The organism is Halorussus halobius (genome assembly GCF_004765805.1).
Classification (GTDB): domain Archaea; phylum Halobacteriota; class Halobacteria; order Halobacteriales; family Haladaptataceae; genus Halorussus; species Halorussus halobius.
Map to the genome: position 1 here is coordinate 469806 of NZ_SBIU01000004.1, position 25631 is coordinate 495436.

Here is a 25631-nt window from a genome sequence, read left to right on the forward strand (position 1 = left end):
AGGCTTATTCTCCCGTCCGCGGAACCGTTTCGGACATGCCCTCCAGACGACAGGTTCTCGCGGGTGTCGGGAGCGCCGGTACCGCGGCGCTCGCCGGGTGCGTCGGCGGGGACGGAGCCGACTACTCGCCGGGCGAGGACGCGGACGCCGACTGGCCGATGCCCCGCTTCGACCCGACCAACACCGCGTACAGCCCCGACGCGAAGGCCCCCCGCGAGAGCGTCCGCGAGCGCTGGACCTACGAGGGCGGATTCGCGACCGGACCCCCCGCGGTGGCGGACGGGACCGTCTTCCTCCCGACCGCCGAGGCGCTGGTCGCGCTCGACGCCGCCTCCGGCGAGGAGCAGTGGCGGTTCGCCCCCGACGGGCAGCCCTGGACCGCACCGCCGGTGGTCCACGACGGGACGGCGTACGTCACCGGCGTCACCGATTCGGGCGTCTACGCCATCGACGCGAGCTCGGGCGATGCGGTCTGGTCGGTCGCCGACGCCGGCGGCGCTCGCGGGGGCGTCCACCTGCTGGCGGGCGAATACGTCTCCGAGCCGGTCGTCTACGCCGGCGGCGAGAACGGCGGACTCGTCAGGCTCGACGCTGCGACGGGCGAGGAGACCTGGCGCACCGACCTGTTCGGCAGCGTCTCGGCGTTCGGCTATCGACTGCCCCAGCTCTACGTCGGAACTCGAGGCGGCGAGGTGTACGCCCTCGTCGACTCGGTCGACGGCGCGGACGAACCCGACGAAGCGTGGCGGCGCAAGGTCGGGTCGGCGGTCCGGACCGTCCTTCCGAGCGGGGAAGGCGTCCTCGTCCACACGTTCGGCGACCCGTTGTACTGCTTGCAGGACGGGGCGCACGCCGGGACGACCCGGTGGACCGTCGACCAGCGACGCGCCAACTCGGCTCCCGTCGCCGCGAACTACACGTTCTTCGCGGCGGGTTACGGGAGCCTCACCGCGTTCCGCGACTACGACAGCGACACGACGTGGCGACTCGGCGGTCGCTTCGACGCCACGGGTCCGGTCGCGGCCGGCGACACGCTCTACGCGAGCAGCCGCGATGCGGTCCACGCCTTCGCCCTCGACGGCGGAAGTTGGGGCGCGTTCGGCCACCGATTCGACGCGAAGCGGTGGTCCCATCCCACGCCGGCAGGTGCGACAGAAGGACTCGCCGTCGGGGACGGTGCGGTGTTCGCCTCGTGCCAAGGGAGCGAGGACAGCGACGTGAGCCTCTACTGTCTGGAGCCGGCGAACTGACCACCGGCGGAGCCGAATCGACGCGACGAGCGCGGTTCAGAACTCCGCCTGGATGATGTCGAGCGCCTCCTCGCGGTCGTCCCAGTCGACGAACACCGCGACGCTGGTCGCGCTCGTGATGAGGTCGTGGATGTTGATGCCGGCGTCCGCGATGGGGTCGACGAAGTTCCGGATGACGCCCGGCTGGTTGGGGAGTTTGCCCCCCATCATGCGGACGACCGCCACGTCGTCGTCGATGGTGACGCTGGACAGCGAGTCCTGGTCGATGACCTCCTGATGCAGGATGTTCTCGGCGCGCTGGGCCACCGTCTCGTCGACGTAGAAGGTGACCGAATCCATGCCGCTGGCCACCGCGTCGACGTTGATGTCGCTGTCGCCGAGCGCGGACGAGAGCTCCTGGAGGATGCCCGACCGGTTCCGGATGGCCCGGCCCGCCACGGTGAGACAGGCCAGGGGGTTCTCGCGCATGTCGACGAGGTTCTCGAACTCGCCCACGACGTCGGTCCCGCCCGTGAGCAGGTCGCCGTGCTGGTAGTGGACCACGCGCACGTCGAGGTCGCCGTCCTTGTACGAGAGCGCGCTGGGCGCGACCACCTCCGCGCCGCGAAACGAGAGGTTGCGGAGTTCGTCGACGGATATCTCCGCGACGTTGCGCGCGCCCTCGACGACGTGGGGGTCGCCGGTCATCACGCCCTCGACGTCGGTCACGATGACCACCTCGTCGGCGTCGAGGTAGTTGCCCAACATTACGGCCGTGGTGTCCGAACCGCCGCGCCCGAGCGTCGTGACGCCGCCCTCGGGGCCCTCGGCGAGGAACCCGGTGACGACCGGGACCACGCCGTCGAGCTCGGCCGCGAGGTCGGCGGCCGCCGCGCGGGTCCGCTCGGCGTCGACCTCACCGCGCTCGTCGGTGAACACCGGCCAGCGGTCGCTCCCCGGTTCCACGAAGACCGCCTCGACGCCCCGAGCGGCCAGCGCGGCCTTGAGCATCCGGACGCTGGTGCGCTCGCCCATGCTGACGATCTCGGCGCGGTCGGCGTCGCCCGCGTCGAACTCGATCTCGTCGAGGAGTTCGTCGGTGGTGTTGCCCATCGCGCTCGCGACCACCGCGATTTCGTGCCCTTGGGCTACCGCGTCCGCAATCGAGTCGGCCGCCCGGTTGATGCGGTCGCCGCTTCCGAGGCTCGTCCCGCCGAACTTCGCCACTACGCGCATCGTACCACCTTCGACGCGACGGGTCGTCGGGTCGACGACGCCGCGCGTCGCCGTGCCGACCGCCGGTTCGGGGACCCCCACTCGCGAGACTGGTGCATGGCAGACGGTAACTGGGGTACGGGGATAACTGCTTTCATGTCTGAGAAGCTTGCCGCACCCAAGTTTCGCTCGGGGACGCGGGCCCGCGAGTTCTACCCGAGTCGGCCGACGGTTCTCACACCCCACGGGCTTTAACATCGTCGGCGGTCGAAAGGTGACCGATGCGCGTGCGCGACGCAGTCGAAGCCGATGGGGAGGCGCTCGGCGACCTCGCCGACGCGCCGGCCGAGGTGATGCGCAACGTGGTCCACGACCGGACGGTCCGGGTGGCCGAGCGCGCGCCCGACGACGGACGCGAGCCGGCAGCCGATGGGGACGACCGAGAGGACGTCGACGGCGAAGACCTCGAGGTCGTCGGCTTCGTGGGCTTCGACGCGATGCCGGGGACCGTTCGGGTCACCTACCTCCGGGGGTCGCGAACCGCCCGGGAGCACCTGCTCGACGAGCCGATACGGTTCGCGCGCAAGGAGGGGATGGACGTCGAGGTGCTGGTGCCCGAGAGCGAGACGGTGACGGCCGAGGTGGTCGAGGACGCCGGGTTCCGCCGGGCCGGAACCGGACCCCGGTTCGGGGGAAGTCGGACCCACGAGTACAGGCTCGATTCCGCCGAGCAGTGAGCGGCGGTCGACCGGACTCGACTCCTCGGACCCCTCCGTTTCAGGTGGAACGACGCGGTTGGGTTGGGTTGGGTTGGCTCGGCGGTCAGCTGAACTGCCGGACCGTCATGTCGAGCGTGTCGAGGTCGAGGATGGGCGCGAACCCCGCGTCGGGGTCGATGTTCACGGACTTCTGGAACGCGGTCTGTTCCTGCCAGCAGCCGGAGTTGACCGCGAGCACGTTGTGGTACTTGCCCCACCCGAGCTTGTGGACGTGGCCGGTGTGGAACACGTCCGGCACGGTGTCCATCACGAGGTAGTCGCGCTCCTCGGGCGCGAGCCGGGTCTTGCCGCCGAACTGTGGCGCGACGTGGCGCTTCTTGAGGAGCTGGTACATCGCCTTGTGGGGTTCGTCGTAACTGGCCTTCTCGTCGGGGAGTTCGGCGATGACCTCGTCGAGCGAGACGCCGTGGTACATCAGGACGTCGACGCCCTCCACCGTCACGGTCGAGGGGTTGCCCGAGATGCGGGCGTCGTGGGCCGACATGATGTCCCGGAGCTCCTCGTCGAAACCGGGCTGGGGTTCGGCGAGCCGGACCGCGTCGTGGTTGCCCGGAATCATCAGAATCTCCAGGTCGCCCGGCACCTCCTTGAGGTGCTCGGAGAACGCCTCGTACTGCTCGTAGATGTCGACGATGTCGAGTTCCTCGTCCTGGTCGGGGTAGACGCCGACGCCCTCGACCATGTCCCCTGCGAGCAGGAGGTACTCGACGGCGCTGGCCTCCTCGGTGTGGAGCCAGTCGGCGAACCGCGACCACGCGTCGGCCATGAACTCCTGACTGCCGACGTGGACGTCGCTGACCAGCGCGGCCTGCACGTGGCGGTCGGCGGTCGAGGGCTCGTAGGTCCGGGGTACGTCGGGGAAGTGCAGCGAGTCCACGAACAGGATGCCGTCCCCGTCGCCGTTGTCGTCCGAGAGGGTGCCCTCGACCGCGATCACCTCGTCGTACAGCAGTTCCTCGACCGCGCCGGCGAACTCGCGGTCCTTCATCACGAGACACGGGAAGGTCCCGCTGGTGTCTTCCAACTCGACGAGCCAGTGCCCGCTCGCGGTCGACCGGATGTCGCTTATCATCCCGACGATTGCAGTCTCGCCGCCGCCGGGCATGTCCGCGACCGCCGAAGTGGGGCGAGCGTTGACCCGGCCGCGAAGCTGCTGGCCGAGCCGCTCGAACCGGTCGCGGAAGACGCTCACGAAGTCCTCGTACTCGCCGGTCCCGGTGCTCTGACCGGTCACGTCGTCGGACACGTCGAGCGACCGAGCGTCGAAGTCAGGGTCGCGGACCGACTCGTCGGGCGTCGAGACCTCGGTGACGCTTGCTCCGCCGTCGATTCCCTCCGGTTCTGCTACCCCCTTCGTTTCGTCTGGACGCGTCGCCGCTTGCTCCGAGGTATCCGGGGTTTCGCGTCCAGTCGAAACGTTGGTTTCCGCGTCAGAGCCGTTCGATTCCCGCCCGCCGCCCCCGTCGAGGACGCCCCGGACGTGGTCGGGCGAGAGCTTGAGGGCGTCTTCGGGCGCGCGCTCGACGGCGGCGGCGAGCGCGGCGTCCGGGTCGTCGGCTCCCGCGAGCAGCGTCACGGCCTCGGGGTCGGCGTTGTACCCCCGACTCGTGAGTTCGCTGACGATACGGGCGGGGGTCTCCAGCGGCACGGTCCCTACAATTCGGCGATTCGTCAAAAGCGCATCGTTCGGGCGCGCCGTGTGGTCGGGCTTTCGGCGACACCTCCCGTCGAGTTCCCCTGCAGCGGCCCGACCCGTCCCGCACCCGGAAAATTGACAACCACCGAACGGCAAGGTGGGTCCGATGAGTTCTCCCCGAGGCGGTTCCGCTCCCGACGAGGACGACCCCGCGGGCGGGGCCTCCGGTGACGACGACCCCCGGCCGGGGTCCTCGGACCGGAACGGTCCCGACGACGGGTCGCGAGCCTCGTCGAATCTGCGGTCTGACGACGCGTCCGCGGACGCCGGCGAGCGCGGTTCGGACGAGCGCGGACCGCATAAATCCGGTCCGCGTCGCCCCGCGTCCGACGGGGGCGGCTCCGAGAAGGGGTACGGTCCGCGCGCGCTCGTGGGACGTTTCCGCCGGAGCGACCACGACGCGGTTGTGTTCGTCCGAGAGATGTTGAGCAGCGTGGCCATCGTGCTCGCCATCGGACTGGTCCTGTTCGCGGTCAGCGGGGTCTGGCCGCCGATGGTCGCCATCGAGAGCGGCAGCATGGAGCCCCACATGCAGAAGGGCGACCTCGTGTTCATCATGGAAGAGGGTCGTCTCGCACCCGACGCCGCCCACGGCGACACCGGCATCGTGACCGCGCGCGCCGGCGAGCGCGTCGACTACAGGAACTTCGACGGCTACGGCGACGTCGTCGTGTACAGGCCCGACGGCAGTTCCTACGAGACCCCGATAATCCATCGGGCCATGTTCTGGGTCGAGAAGGGCGAGAACTGGTACGACGAGGCGAACGAGCAGTACCTGCAGGCCGACAGTTGCGAGGCGCTTCGGAACTGTCCGGCTCCGAACTCGGGATTCATCACGAAGGGTGACGCCAACCCCAGCTACGACCAGTCAGACTACATGGGCAAGGACCCGGTCAAGCCCAGTTGGATCAGGGGCACGGCGGAGGTCCGGGTCCCGTGGCTCGGCTGGATTCGGCTCACGTTCTCCGGTGCGGCGTCGCTCGCACCCGGACTGTCTTCCGGCGGTCTATCCGTCGCCGGGGCCTCCGTCCCGGGCCTCCTTGCCGTCGGTCGTACGTCCGCGTGACCCGCTGTGTGACTGAGGTCGCTGTGCGGACGTTCGAGGATAGCTTCTTCGCGGAACGCCGTTGCTTTGGCGGGTGGTTCCGCCCCGAGAGAGGCGGTCGTTTCGAGTGGAACAGCGCCGTCGAATCGAGACGGTCGGGTCAGTTGTCGAAGCGGGCCTGCACGAACGGCTGGACGCTCTCGATGTCGCCGAGCCGGGAGTCGGACATCAGCACCGCCTCGGTCTCGTCGATTGGGACCGAGAGCGATATCTCCTTGGTGCGGCCGTACCGGCCCTTGGAGACGACCACCGCGTTGACGATGCCAAGCATGTCGAGTTCGCTAATGAGGTCGGTCACCCGGCGCTGGGTCAGCACGTCGGCGTCGATCTCCTCGCAGAGGCGCTTGTAGATGTTGTACACCTCCCCGGTGTTGATGTTGTGGACGCCGTTCTTCTCCAGCGAGATGATGGAAAAGAGCACGAGCTTCGACTGGGTCGGGAGGGTCCGCACCACCTCGACCACGCGGTCGAGTTCGATCTTCTCCTGGGCCTTCCGGACGTGGTTCTCGTCGACGCCCTCGGCCTGGTCGCGCTCTGCGAGTTCGCCCGCCGTCCGGAGGAGGTCGAGCGCGCGCCGGGCGTCGCCGTGTTCCTGGGCCGCGAACGCGGCACAGAGCGGAATCACGTCGTCGGAGAGCGCGTCGGGTTTGAACGCCACCTCGGCACGGTGCTGGAGGATGTCCCGGAGCTGGTTGGCGTCGTACGGCGGGAAGACGATTTCCTCCTCGCCCAGCGAGGACTTGACGCGAGGGTCGAGAAAGTCGGTGAACTTCAGGTCGTTGGAGATGCCGATTATCGAGACCCGGGAGTTGTCGAGTTCGGAGTTCATCCGCGAGAGGTTGTAGAGGGTGTCGTCGCCCGACTTCTCGACCAGTTTGTCGATCTCGTCGAGCATGATGACGACCACCCGCTCCTCGTAGTCGACGGCCTCGAAGAAGGTGTTGTACACGCGGTCGGTCGGCCAGCCGGTCATTGGGACCGACTCCATCTCCTCGCGGTCGTCGCGTAGTTTTTCCACGCGTGCGTCGATGTCCTCGACCGTATCGAACGCCTCGGAGACGTCGAACGTCCCGGAGGTGTCGAACTGTGCTTCGACGTCGAACCCCGGGTCGTCGAGCCGGTCGGGGTCGGCCTCGACCGTCTCGCGAAGCGTCTCCAGTTCCTCGACCCGGTCGTCGACCCACTCGCGGTTGCTCTCGATGAACTTGTTGGCGAGTTGCGCGAGTACGCGGTACTGGGTGTCGGTCACCTCGCAGTTGATGTACTCGACGTTGCAGGGGACGTCGTACTTCTGGGAGGTCGATTCGAGCTCCTTGCTGACGAACTTGGCGCTGGCGGTCTTCCCGGTTCCGGTCTTCCCGTAGATGAGGATGTTCGACGGCGTCTCGCCGCGAAGCGCGGCGACCAGAATCGTCGCCATGTTGTTGATCTGGTCCTTCCGGTGGGGGAGTTCGTGGGGCGTGTACGACGGTCGGAGGACCTCCTTGTTCTCGAATATCGGTTCGCCGGACAGCAGGTCGTCGAACAGCCCCTGGTCGTCGTCGTCCTCGTCGAGGACCACGTCGTCCAGATCGACGTTCTCGAAGCTGCGGTCGGGGCTGACGTCCACCGCGTCGTCCGTCTGGTTGGCGTTTTCGTCTGTCATACGGTCGTTCCGACCCCTCCGTTTCAGGTGGAAGACGCGCGGCGCGCGTGATTATGTCCGGCGAGACCCACATCAGGCGTCGGGATGCCGGAGGCGAGAATTGGCGAGCGCGTCCAGTTGATGCAGGAGAACCAAAGGTCTACCATCGTATTAAACTCTTTCTTCTTTCAACCGCGGACGAATACGAGGGCTCAGCGAGCCGGGAACGTTTTGAAACGCTCTAACACGGAGTAATCCGTTCGACGTAGACCGACCGTAATCCCCGGCTGGCTGGTCCGAACGACGGTCTCGGGTAGCGGTCCGGTCGGTAGTCGGGCGACACCACTCACTCGACGCTCTTCCCGGGACGTACCGGCACACCGAGACGTACCGACACGCCGAGCTGTACCGACACGCCGAGCCGTACCGACACGCCGACGCAGTGCGCCGATACCGGGTGGACCGTTGCGACGCCCGTCGCCGGCTCGTGACGTCCCTGTCCGGCATCGAACTCACGGTAACCCCATTGTTTCGAGTGGAATCGCCCGAGTGAAAATTCGAGGGTGGCGAGTCGAAATAGGCGGAAAAGCTGGTTTAGACGAACCGGTTCGTTCACAGGGACGGGTTCGGCGTCCAGAACGGCACCCCCCCACCCCATCGTTTCGGGTGGAGCGACGAAACGGCCGGGGCGGGTGGGGCGGGGTTCTAGATACCCGCACCTTTATTACAAAGTAGATATAACAATATCTGCAAACCATTATTTAGCGTTTAGTTTGTGTAATATAGCTAGGTAAATTACCGATGCTCCGACTGCAGGACACCACCCACCACCGCTAACTGTTCGGCTCCACCTGAAACGGAGGGGTGGGGGGTCCGTCGAAGCTCCACCCGACGAGACCCCGTGGTTCCACCCGCGTTTCTATCCGAGTGGTTCCATCCACATTTCCATTGGGGTGATTCCATTGGGGAGATTCATTCGGGCGACCTTCGTAACCCCAGAAAGATCCGCCGACCGGAGGACGACCACGAACGCGACGAAGGGATTCACCGCCCAGGCGACGAACGCGAACACGGCGGACGAATGTGAACCGTATCGTGTTGGTTCCGGCCACGTCATTTCGACTCTCGCTCGTTGCTGTCGATTCTCCCTGTCGTCTCCCACTCCGCTTCGGTGTCGTCGTACCCGGCCGTTTCGAGTGGAAACCTTGCCTCTGGCGGTACTCCGGCCGCATGCGGTCCACTCACCGTGGACGCTCTCCACACGAAACTGTCCGTCGAGTGGCGAGCAGCCGGTAGACTCGACAGGTTCCGTCGAGCTCTCGCATCGCCGTGACGTCGCCGCTCGACGCCGAGGACGTCGTCGTCTCCCTCGTGGCGTCGTCTCCCGGCGTCGGATATTTCGACGTGGCACCGTCGAACGTTTTCTCGTGGTCCTCTCGATTGTCGTGGTCCTCACGACACGTCCAGATATTCGTCCCAGCACGTCCGGCTGCTCCGGCACGTCCGGCTACTCCGTCCCGGCACGTCCGACGTAGCCCGACGGGACGCGTCTGACGTAGGTTTAAGTAGATGGGATATAGTTGTCAGTCCAACAGCCCCAGTATCGGCCGCGACTCCCGTTATGGGGTCTGGGAGGAAAGGATGGGATTGTTCACTAACCTGAAAGACAGCGTTTCCCGCGTGACGGACAAGCTCTTCTCCGCGCAGGAACCGAAGCGTATCGGTATCTACGGCCCGCCGAACGCGGGCAAGACGACCCTCGCCAATCGCATCGCCCGGGACTGGACCGGCGACGCCGTCGGTCCGGAGAGCCACATCCCGCACGAGACGCGTCGGGCCCGCCGAAAGGAGAACGTCGAGATCGAGCGCGACGGCAAGACGGTGACCATCGACATCGTGGACACGCCGGGGGTGACGACCAAGGTCGACTACGAGGAGTTCCTTGACCACGACATGGAGAAAGACGACGCCGTGCGTCGCTCGCGCGAGGCCACCGAGGGCGTCGCGGAGGCGATGCACTGGCTCCGCGAGGACGTCGACGGGGTGATATACGTGCTCGACAGCACCACGGACCCGTTCACGCAGGTCAACACCATGCTCATCGGCATCATCGAGAGCCAGGACCTCCCCGTCCTCATCCTCGCCAACAAGACGGACCTCGAAGAGTCGAGCGTCCAGCGCATCCAGAACGCGTTCCCGCAACACGAGACCATCCCGCTGTCGGCGCTGGAGGGCGACAACATGGACGAGGTGTACGGGAAGATCGCGGAGTACTTCGGGTGATATCATGCCGGAAGTGAAAGGGAACGGTCCCAACGGTGACACTCCGAACGGTAACGGTTCGCCGAACGACGGGCCACCGGGCGACGGCTCGACCGGAAACGGTGGGGACGACGGCGTCCAGATCGACCTCATCGGGGCCGACCGGATGTCGGGCATGGCCGCGATGGAGAAGATACGGATGATACTCGACGGGGTGCGGGACGGCAACATCGTCATCCTCGAGACCGGGCTCTCGCCCGACGAGGAGAGCAAACTCATCGAGGTGACGATGACCGAGATCAGCCCCGACGAGTTCAACGGCATCGAGATAGAGACGTACCCGCGCTCGGAGACCGCCGACCGGAGCTTCCTCGACCGGCTCATGGGCAACGAGTCGACCCAGAAGCTAACCGTCATCGGGCCGGCGAACCAGATCGAGACGCTCCACAAGGACGAGAACCTCATCAGCGCGCTCGTCTCGCGGAAGTAGGACCGCTCCCACCAATGCCCCACCAGTGTACTTCCTGCGGACGGACGTTCGCGGACGGCTCCAAGGAGATGCTCTCGGGCTGTCCGGACTGCGGCGGGAACAAGTTCCAGTTCAGGCCCGCCGCCGACGGCGACGGCGGGAACGCCGACTCGGGTCCGGGAGGAGGCGGCGCTGGTGGCGCGACCGCCGCGAAGAAACAGCCCGCCGACGCGTCGAGCGCCGGCCCACCCGGAAACCGGGACGGCCGCCCGACCGATGACGGAGGCGACCAGTCGACCGACGGCAGTAGCGCGGTGAACCGCGCGGCGGCGACGGTTCGTGAGTGGGTGGGCTCGGACGGCGACGACGACGTGCGGAACCGCTCGGACCGTCCGCGCGAGCACCCCGATGGCCCGTCCGAGCTGCCCGACGACGGCCCGTCGCAGGCACTCGAAGATTCGGCACAGGCCAGCGCCCGTAGCGACGTCGTGAGCCGGTCCGAGCTACCGGACGGTCCGCGCTCGACCGAGACCTCCACCTCGACCGACACTCCCGTCCCGACCGACACTTCCGACCCGACCGACGTCTCGGGGTCGTCCGGCGGGTCCACCTCGACCGAGTCCCCGACCGCGGCCGACGGCGTCCCCGGGGCGTCCGGGACTGGCGAGGACGAGACCGACGCCGTCGACGCGCCCGACGACGATCCCGGACTGGCGGAGCTCCGCGAGGAGCTCAACAGCCAGTTCGAGAGCATCCGCATCGTCGAGCCCGGCCAGTACGAACTCAACCTGATGGAGCTGTACGAGCGCGAGGAGTACATCATCTCGCTCCAGGAGGACGGCAAGTACGTCATCGAGGTGCCCGACGCGTGGGACGCGGTCGAGCGGTAGTCGGCGCGGCGAGACGACCGTGACCGCCTCTCCCGACGACCGGACCTATCCGATGCTGGACGCCGCCAAGCATCGGGTGGAGGCCGTCGCGGTCCTCTTCTCTGCGGCGCTGTCCTCTTCCTGGCGGCGCTGGTCGCCCAACTGCACGTCGCGGCGGTGCTGTTCACGGTCGGTAGCTGGCGGTTCGCCGCCTGTCTCGGCTGGGTGCTGCTCGCGGTGTACGTCGCCGACACGTACGTCCGCGCGGCGGTCAACGGCTTCCGGTTCTGGACCGGCGAGCGGACGCGGGTCGCCCGCGAGTCGGGCATCGGTGCCGGGACCGGGGCGAGCTGAGAGCGAGTCGAGCGTGCGAGGCGGAGCGCGAGTCGCGTGACCTTTAACCCCTCGCGCTCGAATCCCCGACCATGAGCACGGCAACGAAAATCGTGGTTACGACGGTCGGCATCGCGGCGGTCCTCGGCGTGGGGCTCGTGGCGAACGCGTGGCTGCTGGCCTGATGTTCGAGGAGCAGTCGCTCCCCGACGAGGTGGCCGGAGTCCGCAGGACCCACGCGCCCGACGCGCTGGTGCTGGACGCCGACTCGGACTTCGAGACGCTGGCCCCCGAGCGCGCCGAGAACCTCGGGCTGGTCGTCGAGTCGCTGGCTCCGCTCGCGTACTCGGACGAGTGGCTCCCCGAGGACGCGCCGGAACTCCTCCGGCGGTTCGCCTCGCCCGACTTCGCGGTCGGGATGCCCGGCGACGGCAGCGTGGCGTGGACCCGTCAGACGACTCCGCCCACCGTTCTGGTCAAGCCCCGCGTCGAGGGGTCGCCCGAGGACTTCGTGGACTTCCTCGTCGCGGAGGCGCTGGTCGAAGTCGGGACGGGCCAGCCCGAACAGTTCCTCGGCTTCTTCGCGGAGCGCTACCGGGACCTCGACGCCGCGCTCCCGTTCGACGCCGGGGGCACGTATCAGGTCGCGGCCGCGCTGTACGACGCCTATCTCGGGCTTCACACCCGCGAGACCTTCGCCGACTGGGCGGACGACCGACCGCGCCTGTTCGACGCGTGGCAGGACGCGGGCGAGCGAATCGAACCCCGACTCGACGGACTCGCCGGGTCGATGGCCCGCGAGGAGACCGATTTCCCCGACGCGGCGGAGTTCGCCTGTGCGGCGGTCAAGCACGCGCTCGAACTCCCCGCGCCGTTCGCGGCGCTCGACACCGAGGCGTACCGCGACCACGGCGCGGAGTACGCGGTGACGTGGGCCGAGAAGACGTTCGCGTAGCGGTCGACGCTCGCATGACGGACGACGCTGGCGTCGCGGACGACGTTCGCGTGGAGGATAGCTCGGTCCAAGCCGTGCGTTCGCGTCTCACACAACGGTTTTTCCCTTCGACGTCGAACGTTCGACCGGGCGAGTCACCGTGAACTGGAACCAGCGCGCGGACCACGGCTGGGAGGAACAGCTCTACCCCGACGCCGACGACGACGGCGTCGAGGAACCGACGACCGAGTGAGCGGACCGCTACGCATTCTCGACACGCCTCGGTTTCGTCTGGAAATCTCGAACCGAACGCGACGTAGCCACGCCCGTCTCCTTCGATTCGTCCGGCCGGCGTTCCGAGTCAGACTATCTGCTCGCCGTCGTCGTCGTAGACCGCGATGGCGTCGACCGGACAGACGCGCGCGGCCATCTTGGCGTCGAACTCGGCGTCCTCCGGCACCTCGCGCACGAACACGTCCTCGGCGTCGTCGGCTTCCTCCGAGTCCCGGAGGTCGGCCTTCCCGTCGTCGCGGTTCTCCTCGAACGCCTCCCACTCGGCGGTACACTGGAACATCCCGGTGCAGGTGTCGCGGTCGAACTCGACTCGCATACGACCGGATTCGGCGGGCGGGACCTAATCCCTGCCGGAGTGGACCACCGGTTTGCGGGAATCCGTGGAACTTCGGAGTCGTGGAGCTAGCTTCTGTTCGAGCCACTGAGTACCGCGACCGCAACCATCCGCACCCCACGGCACCGCAACCGCGTCGCGAGAGCCTCGAACCTCCCCAGCCTCCTGCGCTTCTCACTTCGTTGCGATGCTCGTCCCTCGCGCGTGCTGGCCCGCGCATGAACGCGCGGGCCAGCACGCGCCAGCCCGAAAAATCACCGGGCGGACGCCGGCGTGAGTGGTGTATCGTTCGGAACACGTCGAACTCGCCCCGTCGCCCGACCCGACAGTTTAAACCAGAAGACGAGCCAATGACGGGGTAATGAACCAGTTCGCCCGCCAGCGCCCGAGGTGGTCGGCGTGAGCGTCGAGATAGCCGACGTACCCGACCTCCCCGAGGGCGTAGCCCAGCACTTCCGCGAGCAGGGCATCGAGGAGCTGTACCCGCCCCAGGCCGAGGCGGTCGAGGCCGGGGTCGCCGAGGGCGAGAGCGTCGTCGCCAGCGTCCCCACCGCCAGCGGGAAGACCCTCGTCGCCGAGCTGGCGATGCTCACCAGCGTCGCTCGCGGCGGCAAGGCGCTCTACATCGTCCCCCTGCGGGCGCTGGCCAGCGAGAAGAAGGCCGAGTTCGAGGCCTTCGAGCAGTACGGCGTCGACGTGGGCGTCTCGACGGGCAACTACGACAGCGACGGCGACTGGCTGGCCCAGAAGGACGTCATCGTCGCGACCAGCGAGAAGGTCGACTCGCTCGTCCGGAACGGTGCCCAGTGGGTCGACGACCTGACCTGCGTGGTCGCCGACGAGGTCCACCTCGTGGACGACTCCCATCGCGGCCCCACGCTCGAGGTCACCCTCGCGAAGCTCCGCAAGCTGAACGCGAACCTCCAGACGGTCGCGCTCTCGGCCACGGTGGGCAACGCCGACGAGATCGCCGACTGGCTCGACGCCACGCTCGTCGACTCGACGTGGCGACCCATCGACCTCCGGAAAGGGGTGCTGTACGGACAGGCGCTCCACCTCGACGACGGCTCGCAGACCCAGATATCGCGGGGCAACGAGAAGGCGACCGCCGCGCTGGTCGAGGACACCCTGACCGACGAGGGGTCGAGCCTCGTGTTCGTCAACTCCCGGCGGAACGCCGAGGCCGCCGCCCGCCGGCTCTCGGACGTGACCCGCGACCACCTCGACCCCGAGGAGCGCGAGCGACTGGAGGACGTCGCCGCCCGAATCCGGGACGCCAGCGACACCCAGACCAGCGACGACCTGGCCGACGCGGTCGCGAAGGGCGCGGCGTTCCACCACGCGGGCCTCGCCAGCGACCACCGCGAACTCGTCGAGGACGCGTTCCGCGACCGGCTGGTGAAGGTCATCGCCGCCACGCCGACGCTCGCGGCGGGGGTCAACACGCCCTCCCGTCGGGTCATCGTGCGCGACTGGCGGCGCTACGACGGCGACGTCGGCGGAATGGCCCCGCTGGACGTGCTGGAGGTCCACCAGATGTTCGGTCGTGCGGGCCGGCCCGGCCTCGACCCCTACGGCGAGGCGGTCCTGATAGCCAACAGCCACGACGAACTCGACGAACTGTTCGACCGCTACGTCTGGGCCGACCCCGAGCCGGTCCGCTCGAAGCTGGCGGCCGAACCCGCGCTCCGGACTCACATCCTCGCCACGGTGGCCTCGGGCTTCGCCGACACCGAGGACGAACTCGTTTCGTTCCTCGAACGCACGCTCTACGCGACCCAGACCGACGAGACCGGCCGGCTCGAAACCGTGACCGAGAACGTGCTGGAGTACCTCGAACGCAACGAGTTCCTCGAACGCGAGGACGGCGACCTGCGCGCGACGGGGCTGGGCCACCGCGTCTCACAGCTGTACGTCGACCCGATGAGCGCGGCCGAAATCGTCCACGGCCTCCGGGCGGCCGACGACCGCCCGACGGCGTTCGGCCTCTACCACCTCGTCTCGCGCACGCCGGACATGTACGAACTCTACCTCCGGTCGGGCGACCGCGAGGAGTACACCGAACTCGCCTACGAGCGCGAGACCGAGTTCCTCGGCTCGATGCCCTCGGAGTTCGAGGATTCGGCGTTCGAGGACTGGCTCTCGGCGCTCAAGACCGCCCGCCTGCTCGAAGACTGGGCGTCCGAGCTGGACGAGGACGCGATCACCGACCGGTACGGCGTCGGGCCGGGCGACATCCGGGGGAAGGTCGAGACCGCCGAGTGGCTGTTGAACGCGGCCGAGCGCCTCGCCGGCGAACTCGACCTCGAGTGGGGGCCCGCCATCCGGGAGGCCCGCAAGCGCGTCGAGTACGGCGTCGCCGAGGAGCTGCTCGACCTCGCCGGCGTCCGGAACGTCGGCCGCAAGCGCGCGCGCCGGCTCTACGAGGCGGGCGTCGAGAACCGGGCTGACCTCCGGGAGGCCGACAAGTCGGTCGTCCTCGGCGCGCTCCGGGGGCGGCGCAAGACCGCCGAGTCCATCCTCGAGAACGTCGGCCGCAAGGACCCGGACCTGACCGGCGTCGAGGCCGAGGGCGACGCGAGCGAGGACGCGGCCGGCGCGAGCGGAGACGACGGGAGCGGCCAGCAGAGTCTGGGTGATTTCGAGTGAGGGCGAGTCCGGTCGGTGGTCGCCGATGAAACTGGTCGAGGGCCGCGCCGAAATCACAGACCTCGACGCCTTCCTCGACGACCTCGGGGCGGTCGGCGACGAGTTCGACTGCGCGGTGCAGGCGGTCGACGGCGACTACGTCGTCGGACCGGACCACCTCCGGGCCGCCGTCGAGCGTGCGGACCGCGCCTTCGACCGCGACGAGAACGTGGCCCGCGAGCGCGCGGTCGAGATGCTGTTGTACGCCGCCGGTCGCCGCCAGATAAACCGCGCGCTCCGGATGGGCGTCTCGGAGGGCGAGAATCGCGTGGTGGTGGTCGTCCACTCGTCGGCGGGCGACGACGCGGCCGAGCGCGAGGCCGCGAGCCCAGTTCGTGACCTGCTCGACGTCGCCGACTCGAACGCGGCGTCGGCCGACCGCATCGACCGCGAGGCGGTGTTGGACTTCTTCGACGTGCGCGAGGCCGAACTGGCCGCGACCGACGCGACGCTCGCGGACCTCGTCCGCGAGCGAGTCGCGCTGCTCGACGTCCAGAAGTGACCGGACGAAGCGGTCGTTTTCCGAAAAATGGCGTCAGTCGCGTGTGGTGACGCGGAGATACCACGCCCCACCGCCGTAGTCTATCCGCCCACGACCGCTGTGATTTCCTTCGACTTCTCACGGGACTCCACCATACCGACCCAGCCAGCAGGGTTACGGACGTGAGCGCCGTACCCGGTTCCATGCCCGACGACCCCGACCCGGAACGCGAACAGCGTCGCGCCCGCGAGCGCCAGCGCGAACGGACCGAGAGCGTCGAGGGGATGCTCGGCGAGGCGGGCCGGATGCTCGGCGAACACAAGTACCCCACGACCAGCGAGGAACTCGCGGCCGAGTACGGCGACCAACCGCTCGACCTCGGGAACGAGACCGAGAGCCTCGGAAGCGTGTTCGACCGACTGGTCGACGAGCGCTTCGAGTCGGCCGAGGCGGCCCGCGAGGCCATCTACAACGAGGTCACCGGCGAAGCCGCCGGACCGGAGGAGTACAACGACCAGCGCGACCTCGGGGAACTCGACGACGACGCCGACGCCGAGTCCGACGCGAGTTCGCGCTGACTCCCGGTGCCCGCCCGGGAATCTCCAGTCGAAACGAAGGGGTTGCGTCGTACGAGCGTGAACGGGTGAGAATCCGGAGCGAACGGCCGAGGAAAGTGAGTAGTCCCACCAGGATTACTGTGCAAAACCCTATAATCCAAACGCCCCATCGATAGTTCACGATGGTCGACACCACTGACGTCCAGGGCTACCAAACCAAATTCGAGAACCAACAAGCCCTCCTCGAAGACGCCGAGATCGACGAAGCCGACCGCGACGCCATCGAACGCTTCGTCGTCCACCTCCGCGCCAGCGACCCCGATGTAGACTCGCTCGGCACCGTCGTCGGCCACCTCAACCGCTGCCGTCTCTCGGCCGAGCGCGCCCACATCCCCATCACCCAGATGACCGACATCGAGGACGTCGACGCCTTCAAACTCCACCTCGAAGACGTCCACGGCCTCAGCGAGGGCAGCATCCGCAACTACATGAAGTCGATGCGGAAGTTCCTCCAGTGGTATCACGACGAACCGTGGACTGAAGCAGTCAAAGTCGGTAGTCCGCCCGAGCGCAAGCACGACCCCGACGAGGAGATCACGAGCGACGACCTGAACGCGATGCTCGACGCCGCCAGCGAGTTCGACAGCGCGGCGCGAGACAAAGCGCTGATCGCGCTCCTCCGGGACACCGGCCTCCGCATCGGCGCGATTCTGTCGTTCCAAATCCAGCACGTCGACTTCGAGGGCCGGCGCGGAACGATCTCCATCAACGAGGACGCGAACGTCAAGGATGCCGACGGTCCCAAGCCCGTTACGTGGTCGCGTGGGTACGTGGCGAACTGGCTCGACGTTCATCCTCGACCGGACGACCCCGAGGCCGCCCTGATCCACAAGACCCGCCAGTGGGGTGACGACGAAGACGGGGCACTCCGCCAGCAGTACGCTGGCCGGCGAATCCAAGAGATTGCTGAGACCGCAGGTCTGGATCCGGACCGAATCCATGCTCATCTCTTCCGGGGAACCGCGATCTCCGAGTGGATTCGCGACGAAATGAGTGACCAGACGATTAAGCACCGGGCCGACTGGAGCGAGGACTCTCGGATGTTCGGCGTCTACTCGCGGGTGACCGACGAGCAGTTCAACGACGTCGTCTTCAACCACTACGACATCGGAGATCCCGAAGACGACGAGAAGTCGACGGGCCCCGACCTCGACGACTGCCCCCAGTGCCGGACGTCCCTCCGAGGGGAGGAACTCTTCTGCCCTGGCTGTGCCGCGCCGCTCACACAGGCTGCAGAAGACGCCTCGGAAGACGTGTCCGGGACGGTCCGCGAGTTCATGGTCGACGAACGCGACGGGTCGAAGCGTGGTGCTGCAGCAGCGGCGGCCGAGGCCGCAGAGAACGACGCCGACTTCGCGGCGATTCTCTTCGAAGAGCTCCAGGACCTCAACTGACCTACTCGCCATCGGCGTCACCTCCTGCCCGCTGGACCGCGCGCATGATTGCGCCGATCTCGTCGTCGCGCTCGGCCATTGCGTCGACGGCGTGCTCGTACTCGTCGTAGACGTCCTGTGCTGTGGTCGGTTCGTCTCGTGGATCGTCAGAGGGGGAATCAGCTTTACTCATCAGTCTCACCATCCGCCAGCCGTTGCTTGAGAGAGCGATACTTCGCGCGGAGCGTGTTCCGTATCTCGCCGGGCCGCCAGCCGCGACTCCACGGGTGGAGAGCGCGGTCGTACCCCACGAGGACGGCTCGCGGGGGAACGTCGTGGCCTTCGGCGTAACCGTGGTTCCGGCAGGCGGCGAGTCGGCGGCTATAATCGTAGAGGAGGCTCGAGAAGGCACCGTCGGGCCGCTCGCCGCCATCTTCGACCGAGTCGAACTGGTCGAAGTCGATGTCAGAGGGCTCCATTACGCTGACCCCTCCTGTTCGTGTCCAGGAACGAGGATGTCTGCATCGCGCGCTTCGACGTAGACTCTGGTCGCGCCCTTCGGGAGCCACGCGGTCCGGCGGCCCTGTCGGGCGTAGTAGGCGTCGCCTGTCTCTCGGTCGGCGTCGAGGTCAACGACGAACACCGAGTCGGTGCCCTCTTCGGAGTCGAGGACGTTCTCCTCGGCGAGCGGCCGGGGGAGATGGATTACGTCGACGGCGTCGCCGGACTGGGCGAGCGCACTCACGATGGCGTCGGCCGCCGCGAGGTCGAGCTGGTCGTCCCGAACGAGGTCGCCGTAGCTAGCGACTGGAATTACCTCAGGCATTGTTCATCCTCCGCGTAGTCTCGGCTCCGCAGACGCGACATTCTGTGACGCGGTACGGTTCGCGGGAGAACGCCGCGTTCTCCTGTTTCTCGCTTTCGGTCCGCATCTCGATGCGGACGACGTGGGGCGTCTGGCGGTCGCACTCCTCGCAGTCTTCGCGCCGCTGGTCGGTCCAGTCTGTCGCCGCCATCAAGCGGTCACCTCCTGTGACCGTGCCTGCTCGACGATCTCCGGCAAGTCAGGATACTCCCGGATCTCGCGTTGCTCGAAGATACCGGGCCCAACTTCGACCGCGAGCTCGGTCCCGCGCTCGGGATACCGCGCGCTGGACTGCTTGAAGTGGTAGGCGACATCGGCATCGCGGCACTGCTCGAGGAGATCGGCTGCCCACGCGTGCTCCATCTTGCGGCGGTCGGCCTTGGAGCCGGTCTCCCCGCCGACGACCGCCCAGTCGATTCCGGAGAGGTCAACGTCGCCGATGGGCTCGATGAGGGGCTCGAACGAGACCCAGCGCGTCTCGACGTCGATGTCGCGCAACTGGTCGATGCGATGGGTGGTATCTGGGAACGCGCCGCCGGGGCCGCTGCCGACGCTGGTTCCGAGCCAGACGTTCTCGGGGAAGTCGAGATTCCAGTCGCGAGCGTTCTCGGGGCGTTTCGTGAGACTAATCCAGACGTGCTCGGGGTGTTCGCTGCAGATGTCGAGGACGCGCTGGGCGAACTCGGGGCCGACCTCGCGGTGGTAGAGGTCGCCCATCGACACGACGAACACGCGACCGGGCCCATCGGGATAGGTGTAGGTGTCGGGCTCGTGGAGGCGGTCGTCGTGGCAGGAAACCACCGACGGAGCGTTGGGTTGCGTCCAGTCCTCGCCGGTGACGTGCTCGGGTGGGTCGTCGCGAGCGGCCTGCCGGTGTTCCATCGTCTCGGCCCAGCAGTTCGTGCATTCTGGGCCCGCGTGACTGCAGCCAGTGACGGGATTCCAGGTGTAGTGCGCCCAGCTGATGTTCGTCGTCTGCATCAATCGCCCACCTCCTCGTCGCGGTCAGTTTCCGTGTCGTACTTACCGCCGTCCATCGCGAGTGTCGTCTGCGTCTTCCGGTCGACCATCAGGAAGACGTCGGGATGGACCGGGCCGCGCTGGTAGATGTGGAGTTCTTCGCGCCCCCAGTCGGGCGCGAATTGCTCTGCGAACGCGTAGGTCGTCCATCCGAGACTGATAGCGATGCCGCCCGGCCGGACGAGTGGCTCAAGCGCATCGCGAGCGACCGAGAAGTCCGACGCGTGCCAGCCCCCGTACCGCGCTTCTGCCTGTCCCGCGTCGAACGGCGGGTCAAGGACAACGCTGTCGAACGACTCAGACGGCCAGTGTTCGTCGGCGGCCTGCACGTCTACGTGTGTGTCTGCGGGCATCTCCGGGTTGATGTCGTTCCGCACCACGTCGCCGTCGTGCGAGAGCCGCGTCTTCCCCGCCGTCGCGTTCAGCACGCGCCCCTGCAGATGCTCCTCAGCGACCGAACGTACCTGCTCAGCCTCAAACGTCCATCGTGAAATCGTCGCCTGAGACCCGTCACTATCACGACCACCGACGCGGTGAACGAAAACCGGAACGTCAGTCGGGAGTTCACGACGAGTACCACGAGTGCGTGAAGTTCCGCTCGGTGACGTCCCGCCGTCGGTCAGCACCTCATCGTCGTGCCGGGGCTCCCGCTGCGGTTCGCTGCCCTGCGGGATGTAGTCGACCACGCCGCACTCGGGACACCGCACGCGGACTTCGTTCGCGCCCTCCAAGACGCGGGAGTCCGGGTCGCGGGACAGTGCTCCACACGTGGGGCAGTGGTATTCGTCGTCGAACTGGCTGTGCTCGTAGAGGATGACCCGGATCTCGTCGGCGTCCCAGACGTCGTCGAGGAACTGGCGGCGGCCGGTGAGGCCGACGTCGCGGAACTTGGTGGTGAACTCGACCGCGCCGTTCCGCCAGCGCGTGTCGATGGGAATCTCGCGTTCACCGGGCATGTCCTCGCGCAGTCGGACGACGAGATGGTCGTCGAGCTTGAGCGCGGCGTAGAAGTCCTCGGGCCGGGGTTCGACGGGCTTGTCCTGGACGTGCCGGAGGACTCTCGCGAGGGGCGCATTCTCGCTCGCGCCCTCGGCGAGGAGGCTGGGGACGCTTTCAGTCATCGCGACCACCTGCCGTTGCGGCGTCCGAGTCACTCGACTCGCTCGCGACGCTCACGTCGCTCCCTCCGTTGCGAACGTCTCGAAGTCACTCGCGGGCTCGGAGAGGCTGAAGCTGCCCGTAATCTCGACGCGCGTGCCGACGTCGATGGTGTGGAGTTCGAACCCGGAGAGGTCGACGCGGTCGTGGGTCGCGGTGGTGATCACCCCGGCGAGCGCGTCGTGGAGGTCGTCGTCGACGGCCTGTCCGTCGCGGTAGTGCTGGGTGTCGCCGTGGTCGAGGTCGGCCGCGTCGACGAGCTGCTGGACGCGGTCGTCACCGCTTGGCAGGTCGAACGTGACCTCGGGCCCGTACGTACTCATCCGATAATCCTCCCGAGGTCGACGTGTTCGACCGGCATCCCAGTTCGCTCGGCGATCTCTTCTTCGAGTTCGGATTCGCTCTTTGCCTCGACGTTCCGAATGTCGTCGAAGGCGATTTTGAACTCGACAATCGCCATCACGCATCACCGTCCTCGTCGCTATCGAGGAGATAGTCGGGTGCTCGACCGTCCTCTCGAAGGCACGACACCGAGCAGTAGTGGAACGTTTCTGCGACCATCCACGAGGGGTCGTCCGGCGGGTTGTGGGTGACCTCGATGTGACCGGCTCCTTCCGGTGGGTCGTCGAAGCCAGCGTCGTAGCTAAATTCTTCGTCGCAGTCCTCGTTACTGCAATCCAGCATCACCGCCCACCTCCACTCATCGAGACGGTCGCGCCGCAGAGCGTGCAGCGCTCTTCGATCACGGCCTCGCCGCGTGCGTCGGTGCGGCCGTACCGTCGGACGCGTGGGTGCGAGCACCACGTGCCGACGCGTCCGCCGTCGGTAACGAGTCGTTTCTCCGTGCCGGCAGCGTTTTCCGGCCGGGATGCGTCGGTATCGACTGGACGGGGGCTCGGGTGTGAACAACCTCCCGTCTGTGCGCTCGCGTGACAGCGCGAACGCGTTTTCTGCGAGGACTCCGTGGAGGAGTCGGTGGTGTCTCGGTCACGGGGACCGGCTGATTCTGATTCCGCTGTCGTATGGGCCTTATTCTTAAGACCCCTGATAGTGTCGTTCGACATGGCTTTCGTAATTCCCGTGTGAGGGGATCGGAAGCCAGCCTGACGTGCTCCAACACGTCGGGCACCTTTTGACGGTACCCCGAGAGGACTGGCTTCCAATCCGGACTGTGACACCCCACCGTCTTATATTTTGTCACCCAACGGCAGTTAGTGGCTGCCGTTGGGTTACAAATATACCCCTTCGGATGTTAGTGGAAACAAGACCGGTGTTAATATGAGTGCAATCCACCCATTGGGCGACCAGATGCGGAAAACGGCCGATTGGATGTCCCCTTCGACGGACGACCGGATTCTCGAAGTGATTCGAGAGAAGGGGAACATGACCCCGCTTGCTCTCTCCCGCGAAGGGAAAGAGGAGCGTATCGATATCGGCCGGAAATATGCCGGAGAACGGTGCCGAGAACTCGCTCGATACGGTCTCCTCTGCAAAATCGAGAAGGGGCTCTTCGGAATCACCGACAAGGGACAAGCGTATCTGGACGAGGAACTGGACGCGAGCACGCTCGACCCGGTCGACGACTCGAACTGACATCACGCTCTCCTATGCTCGCTGGAGTCTCGCAACGATGTTCTCGACCCAGTCCGGACGCTCGACATCTGCCAGCTCTCCGGCCACGTTCCAACTCGCCACTACCTCGAACTCTCCTGCGCGAGTGACGTCGAGCCGCCACTTCCGGCCGTCTTCGGACTCGATGTCGATTCGAGACTCGCCGTCTGAGAGTCGCCGGATGGGTTCGACGGTGACCTCGGTGCCATCGACCGTTTCGAGTTTTCGTGCAGTCTGTGGCATACACGTCGGTCGAGGGGCCGAACTCGCTTAAAAAGGCCTTGTATTTCCGACCCCCTATGATGGGGTAAAGACCACCACCTTTATTATGATGGGCCTCATACCATCAAGTGTAGATGGCACCCTACGACACCGAACGCGAACTCACCCAGAAAACAGGTGACTACATCAAACACATTCGCGTCCGCCGGACCACTGACGACAAATACCCGTGCGGATACGACTACGCACTCCACTACGGAACACTCGACGGCGACACCCTACTCCGGTACGACAACGCCCACGAACGCCACAAAGGCCACGAACGCCACACCCCAGACGGGGTCGAACAAATAGACTTCCCCGGAATGGAAGCCCTCATCCGGCGATTCGAACGCGAAATCGAATCCCTCCCACCGTAACCCACGGGAGCGCAACCAGTGTCATCGGGTGCCATACGGTGATACACCATGTCCAAAACCACGCTCGAAGTCCGACTCGGCGACGCCGACCACGAACACGACCAGCTCCTCGACGACGTCCGCGCGATGGAACGCGGCGAGGACGTCCCCGACCGCCACGTCCTCGTCCTCGACGACGGGGCCGACCTGCAGCGACTCCTCAGCCCAAAAAACCTCGCGCTCTTGCGCGCGATCCGCGAACACGACCCCAGTAGCATGCGCGCTGCGGCCGACCTCGTCGACCGCGACTTCCGGGAAGTCCATCGCAACCTCTCCGAACTCGAAGCCCTGAACGTCATCGAATTCGAGCAAGACGGCCGCGCGAAGCGTCCCGTCGTTCGGTTCGATGAGATCGACATCAACGTCTCGCTCGACACCGAGAGCGCAGACCCCGCCGCTGCGTAACTCGACCCACGTCACGCCGACGGCAGCGACAGATCGAGCCGGGGCTCAACCGACTCGTCGACGACACGATACGTCCGTGGTGTTGCGTCGTCATCCCAATCGATCAAGTCGTACTCGCGGAGCTTCGAGAGCTTGTACCGACGCGCACGCCGCCCCACCGCCTGCTGTGGCCGGCCGTAGTAGACGCTCGACGCGAGGTCATCGTATCGGTCGTGCAGCTCCGTCGCCCCGATCTCGCCGGCCTCGAACACCACCGCGTAGAGGACGTGATGATGGAACGCGAGCGACGAAAGATTCGCCTGCCGAATCTCGTGCTGAGCGCGCGCGAACGACTCCGCGATATCAACGTCTCGAATCCGTGAGTGGCCGCGTTCGCCCGCGAGTTCGGCGGCCGCCCGCAACGCCTGAATCCCCTCGCGCGCCACCCCCGCAACCTCGTCAGCAATCCGGCGCAACTGCTCGTCGTCGACGACGTCCGGCCGTAGGCCCTGATTTGCGCGAGCGCGGAGAATCGACGCCAGTTCGTCGACGCTGAACCGCTCGACGGTGACCGGCCCGATGATGTCTCGGCGGACGTCGTCGGGCGCGCGGGCGAGCCACGGCTGGGGCTCGTGACAGATGGCGACGACAGACACCAAGGGGATCGACGCGAGCGTGTCGAGGACGTCCGTCTCGGGGAGGTCGTCGGCCTCGTCGAGCACGAGCACGAACGGCTGGTCGACGGTGTCCGCGAGTTGCTGTCGAGTGTCGTTGAGCGACAGCGTCGCGGGGACCGAGCGAGTGCCGGGATACTCGCGGAGTGCGGTGCGGAGGATTTCGCCGGTGGTTTCGCCGAGACAGCGGACGTGGGTGTGAGCGACGGCTGTGAACTCGTCGAGCCGGCTGAGGGTGTGGCGGGCGAGCGCGGTTTTGCCGACGCCCGAGGGGCCGGCGAGGAGGACGTCCTCGGGGGGTTGCCCTGCGAGTGCGGGGTCGAGGGCGCGCGAGAGAGTTTCGACCTCGGGCTCCCGGTATTTGAGGTCCCTGGGGAGTCGGCGGTCGTCGAACACCTCGGGCTTAATTATCATTCGTGGTGACGTGACGCAATCCCAGTATAAAAAGACAGGTTGGATTTCCGGGTACAGAACAGAACAGAGGCGACGCGCTGGACTGAACGGGCGAGGGTCAGTCACTCGCCGCAACGCGGTCGTGCACGCCAGCGAGCGCGCAGGTCTCGTCGTGGACGATCTCGAAGAGGTCCTCGTCGGCGTTTCCACAGGTGCAGACGAAGCCGAGGACCTCGCCTTCGCAGAGCCCGCCACGGCCTTCGGTTTCCGCACTCTCGATGACGATGAACTCGGTATCTGGGTCGAGCTCGGGCGCTGGGTCGTCTGGTGCTGGCTCGAGGCCGTCGTAGTGCTCGCGGCCGTGCTGGCCGGCGAGCGAACACGTCTTCTCGTGCCAGATTTGGTCGCGGGTCTCGTCGGTCTGCCGGCACTCCGCGCAATAGTAGCCGACGACCTCGCCCTCGACGTAGTCGGGCGGATGGGATTCGGAGGCGACGAGGCGCTGGACTTGGGTGCCGTGGAGGTCTTCGCGAACGACCTTCAT

Annotated in this window: 32 protein-coding genes; 16 read left to right on the forward strand and 16 right to left on the reverse strand. The window is 66.8% G+C overall.

Annotated features, from left to right (window positions below):
- The first annotated feature begins 35 nt into the window (after window positions 1–35).
- Entirely contained in the window at window positions 36–1250 is a 1215-nt protein-coding gene (locus EPL03_RS14120; RefSeq protein ID WP_135829969.1) for an outer membrane protein assembly factor BamB family protein, read from the forward strand.
- Window positions 1251–1286: 36 nt separating this feature from the next.
- Here the strand turns inward: EPL03_RS14120 and EPL03_RS14125 are convergent, their stop codons facing one another.
- On the reverse strand, window positions 1287–2465 hold the full coding sequence (locus tag EPL03_RS14125; RefSeq protein WP_135829970.1) for an aspartate kinase: 1179 nt from the start codon (window positions 2463–2465) through the stop codon (window positions 1287–1289).
- Window positions 2466–2725: 260 nt separating this feature from the next.
- On the opposite strand from EPL03_RS14125, the gene EPL03_RS14130 reads away from it, so the two are divergent.
- The gene (locus EPL03_RS14130) at window positions 2726–3181 is read left to right on the forward strand and encodes a hypothetical protein (RefSeq protein WP_135829971.1); all 456 of its coding nucleotides are present in this window, start codon (window positions 2726–2728) and stop codon (window positions 3179–3181) included.
- An 85-nt stretch (window positions 3182–3266) separates the two neighbouring features.
- Here EPL03_RS14130 and EPL03_RS14135 read toward each other — a convergent pair whose 3' ends face one another.
- Complete coding sequence (locus tag EPL03_RS14135; RefSeq protein ID WP_135829972.1) at window positions 3267–4871, reverse strand: DNA-directed DNA polymerase II small subunit; 1605 nt, start codon at window positions 4869–4871, stop codon at window positions 3267–3269.
- A gap of 154 nt (window positions 4872–5025) precedes the next feature.
- Between EPL03_RS14135 and EPL03_RS14140 the strand changes: the two genes are divergently transcribed.
- Window positions 5026–5985 (forward strand): S26 family signal peptidase, encoded by a 960-nt coding sequence (locus EPL03_RS14140; RefSeq protein WP_135829973.1) that lies wholly within the window; start codon window positions 5026–5028, stop codon window positions 5983–5985.
- A gap of 139 nt (window positions 5986–6124) precedes the next feature.
- Here EPL03_RS14140 and EPL03_RS14145 read toward each other — a convergent pair whose 3' ends face one another.
- Window positions 6125–7669 (reverse strand): Cdc6/Cdc18 family protein, encoded by a 1545-nt coding sequence (locus EPL03_RS14145; RefSeq protein WP_135829974.1) that lies wholly within the window; start codon window positions 7667–7669, stop codon window positions 6125–6127.
- Between the two features lie 1620 nt (window positions 7670–9289).
- Between EPL03_RS14145 and EPL03_RS14150 the strand changes: the two genes are divergently transcribed.
- The 6 genes from EPL03_RS14150 (at window position 9290) to EPL03_RS14165 (ending at window position 12536) form a co-directional block, all read left to right on the forward strand.
- Window positions 9290–9931 (forward strand): Era-like GTP-binding protein, encoded by a 642-nt coding sequence (locus tag EPL03_RS14150; protein WP_135829975.1) that lies wholly within the window; start codon window positions 9290–9292, stop codon window positions 9929–9931.
- Between the two features lie 145 nt (window positions 9932–10076).
- Entirely contained in the window at window positions 10077–10400 is a 324-nt protein-coding gene (locus EPL03_RS14155) for a DUF2073 domain-containing protein (RefSeq protein ID WP_244605277.1), read from the forward strand.
- Between the two features lie 14 nt (window positions 10401–10414).
- Window positions 10415–11269, forward strand: a complete 855-nt coding sequence (locus EPL03_RS14160) for an OapC/ArvC family zinc-ribbon domain-containing protein (protein WP_135829977.1) — start codon at window positions 10415–10417, stop codon at window positions 11267–11269.
- A gap of 156 nt (window positions 11270–11425) precedes the next feature.
- A complete protein-coding gene (locus EPL03_RS20105) occupies window positions 11426–11602 on the forward strand; it encodes a hypothetical protein (RefSeq protein ID WP_168216271.1) in 177 nt (58 codons plus the stop codon).
- A 71-nt stretch (window positions 11603–11673) separates the two neighbouring features.
- Window positions 11674–11766 carry a hypothetical protein gene (locus EPL03_RS20845; RefSeq protein ID WP_449272225.1) on the forward strand — a complete coding sequence of 31 codons (93 nt, stop codon included), beginning with the start codon at window positions 11674–11676 and terminating at the stop codon, window positions 11764–11766.
- The gene (locus EPL03_RS14165; RefSeq protein ID WP_135830016.1) at window positions 11766–12536 is read left to right on the forward strand and encodes a DUF7089 family protein; all 771 of its coding nucleotides are present in this window, start codon (window positions 11766–11768) and stop codon (window positions 12534–12536) included. Before EPL03_RS20845 ends, EPL03_RS14165 begins: the two co-directional genes overlap by 1 nt.
- 340 nt (window positions 12537–12876) lie before the next feature.
- Here EPL03_RS14165 and EPL03_RS14170 read toward each other — a convergent pair whose 3' ends face one another.
- A complete protein-coding gene (locus tag EPL03_RS14170; protein ID WP_135829978.1) occupies window positions 12877–13125 on the reverse strand; it encodes a ferredoxin in 249 nt (82 codons plus the stop codon).
- 417 nt (window positions 13126–13542) lie between these two features.
- On the opposite strand from EPL03_RS14170, the gene EPL03_RS14175 reads away from it, so the two are divergent.
- The 4 genes from EPL03_RS14175 (at window position 13543) to EPL03_RS14190 (ending at window position 18323) form a co-directional block, all read left to right on the forward strand.
- Window positions 13543–15792, forward strand: a complete 2250-nt coding sequence (locus tag EPL03_RS14175; RefSeq protein ID WP_135829979.1) for an ATP-dependent DNA helicase — start codon at window positions 13543–13545, stop codon at window positions 15790–15792.
- A gap of 25 nt (window positions 15793–15817) precedes the next feature.
- A complete protein-coding gene (gene cgi121 / locus EPL03_RS14180; RefSeq protein ID WP_135829980.1) occupies window positions 15818–16333 on the forward strand; it encodes a KEOPS complex subunit Cgi121 in 516 nt (171 codons plus the stop codon).
- A 182-nt stretch (window positions 16334–16515) separates the two neighbouring features.
- Window positions 16516–16890: a DUF5789 family protein gene (locus EPL03_RS14185; protein WP_135829981.1), complete on the forward strand. Its 375-nt coding sequence runs from the start codon at window positions 16516–16518 to the stop codon at window positions 16888–16890.
- Window positions 16891–17051: 161 nt separating this feature from the next.
- The gene (locus EPL03_RS14190; RefSeq protein WP_135829982.1) at window positions 17052–18323 is read left to right on the forward strand and encodes a tyrosine-type recombinase/integrase; all 1272 of its coding nucleotides are present in this window, start codon (window positions 17052–17054) and stop codon (window positions 18321–18323) included.
- Window position 18324: 1 nt separating this feature from the next.
- On the opposite strand, the gene EPL03_RS20110 is transcribed toward EPL03_RS14190, so the two are convergent.
- Genes EPL03_RS20110 through EPL03_RS14225 form a run of 9 tightly spaced genes read right to left on the reverse strand, consistent with a single transcriptional unit; the run spans window position 18325 to window position 22029 of the window.
- A complete protein-coding gene (locus EPL03_RS20110; RefSeq protein ID WP_168216272.1) occupies window positions 18325–18495 on the reverse strand; it encodes a hypothetical protein in 171 nt (56 codons plus the stop codon).
- A complete protein-coding gene (locus EPL03_RS14195) occupies window positions 18488–18781 on the reverse strand; it encodes a hypothetical protein (RefSeq protein ID WP_135829983.1) in 294 nt (97 codons plus the stop codon). The genes EPL03_RS20110 and EPL03_RS14195 overlap by 8 nt, the downstream gene beginning before the upstream one ends.
- A complete protein-coding gene (locus EPL03_RS14200; protein WP_135829984.1) occupies window positions 18781–19128 on the reverse strand; it encodes a hypothetical protein in 348 nt (115 codons plus the stop codon). The genes EPL03_RS14195 and EPL03_RS14200 overlap by 1 nt, the downstream gene beginning before the upstream one ends.
- On the reverse strand, window positions 19121–19318 hold the full coding sequence (locus tag EPL03_RS14205) for a DUF7835 family putative zinc beta-ribbon protein (protein ID WP_135829985.1): 198 nt from the start codon (window positions 19316–19318) through the stop codon (window positions 19121–19123). The genes EPL03_RS14200 and EPL03_RS14205 overlap by 8 nt, the downstream gene beginning before the upstream one ends.
- Entirely contained in the window at window positions 19318–20148 is an 831-nt protein-coding gene (locus tag EPL03_RS14210; protein ID WP_135829986.1) for a DUF5131 family protein, read from the reverse strand. The genes EPL03_RS14205 and EPL03_RS14210 overlap by 1 nt, the downstream gene beginning before the upstream one ends.
- On the reverse strand, window positions 20148–21308 hold the full coding sequence (locus tag EPL03_RS14215; protein ID WP_135829987.1) for a TFIIB-type zinc ribbon-containing protein: 1161 nt from the start codon (window positions 21306–21308) through the stop codon (window positions 20148–20150). The genes EPL03_RS14210 and EPL03_RS14215 overlap by 1 nt, the downstream gene beginning before the upstream one ends.
- 51 nt (window positions 21309–21359) lie before the next feature.
- Window positions 21360–21668, reverse strand: coding sequence for a hypothetical protein (locus tag EPL03_RS14220; RefSeq protein ID WP_135829988.1), 309 nt, complete (start codon window positions 21666–21668; stop codon window positions 21360–21362).
- Window positions 21665–21805, reverse strand: coding sequence for a hypothetical protein (locus tag EPL03_RS20115; protein ID WP_168216273.1), 141 nt, complete (start codon window positions 21803–21805; stop codon window positions 21665–21667). Before EPL03_RS20115 ends, EPL03_RS14220 begins: the two co-directional genes overlap by 4 nt.
- Complete coding sequence (locus EPL03_RS14225; RefSeq protein WP_135829989.1) at window positions 21805–22029, reverse strand: hypothetical protein; 225 nt, start codon at window positions 22027–22029, stop codon at window positions 21805–21807. The genes EPL03_RS20115 and EPL03_RS14225 overlap by 1 nt, the downstream gene beginning before the upstream one ends.
- Window positions 22030–22623: 594 nt before the next feature.
- On the opposite strand from EPL03_RS14225, the gene EPL03_RS14230 reads away from it, so the two are divergent.
- Entirely contained in the window at window positions 22624–22938 is a 315-nt protein-coding gene (locus tag EPL03_RS14230) for a PhiH1 repressor (RefSeq protein ID WP_244605275.1), read from the forward strand.
- Between the two features lie 12 nt (window positions 22939–22950).
- Here EPL03_RS14230 and EPL03_RS14235 read toward each other — a convergent pair whose 3' ends face one another.
- A complete protein-coding gene (locus tag EPL03_RS14235) occupies window positions 22951–23199 on the reverse strand; it encodes a hypothetical protein (protein WP_135829990.1) in 249 nt (82 codons plus the stop codon).
- 113 nt (window positions 23200–23312) lie between these two features.
- On the opposite strand from EPL03_RS14235, the gene EPL03_RS14240 reads away from it, so the two are divergent.
- Together EPL03_RS14240 and EPL03_RS14245 are read left to right on the forward strand one after the other, a co-directional pair.
- Window positions 23313–23597 (forward strand): toxin-antitoxin system TumE family protein, encoded by a 285-nt coding sequence (locus EPL03_RS14240; protein ID WP_135829991.1) that lies wholly within the window; start codon window positions 23313–23315, stop codon window positions 23595–23597.
- Between the two features lie 48 nt (window positions 23598–23645).
- The gene (locus EPL03_RS14245) at window positions 23646–24041 is read left to right on the forward strand and encodes an HVO_A0114 family putative DNA-binding protein (RefSeq protein ID WP_135829992.1); all 396 of its coding nucleotides are present in this window, start codon (window positions 23646–23648) and stop codon (window positions 24039–24041) included.
- An 11-nt stretch (window positions 24042–24052) separates the two neighbouring features.
- Here the strand turns inward: EPL03_RS14245 and EPL03_RS14250 are convergent, their stop codons facing one another.
- Together EPL03_RS14250 and EPL03_RS20120 are read right to left on the reverse strand one after the other, a co-directional pair.
- Entirely contained in the window at window positions 24053–25108 is a 1056-nt protein-coding gene (locus EPL03_RS14250; RefSeq protein ID WP_135829993.1) for a Cdc6/Cdc18 family protein, read from the reverse strand.
- Window positions 25109–25205: 97 nt separating this feature from the next.
- Window positions 25206–25631 (reverse strand): hypothetical protein (locus EPL03_RS20120; protein WP_168216274.1); only part of this gene is annotated, 426 nt, incomplete at its 5' end.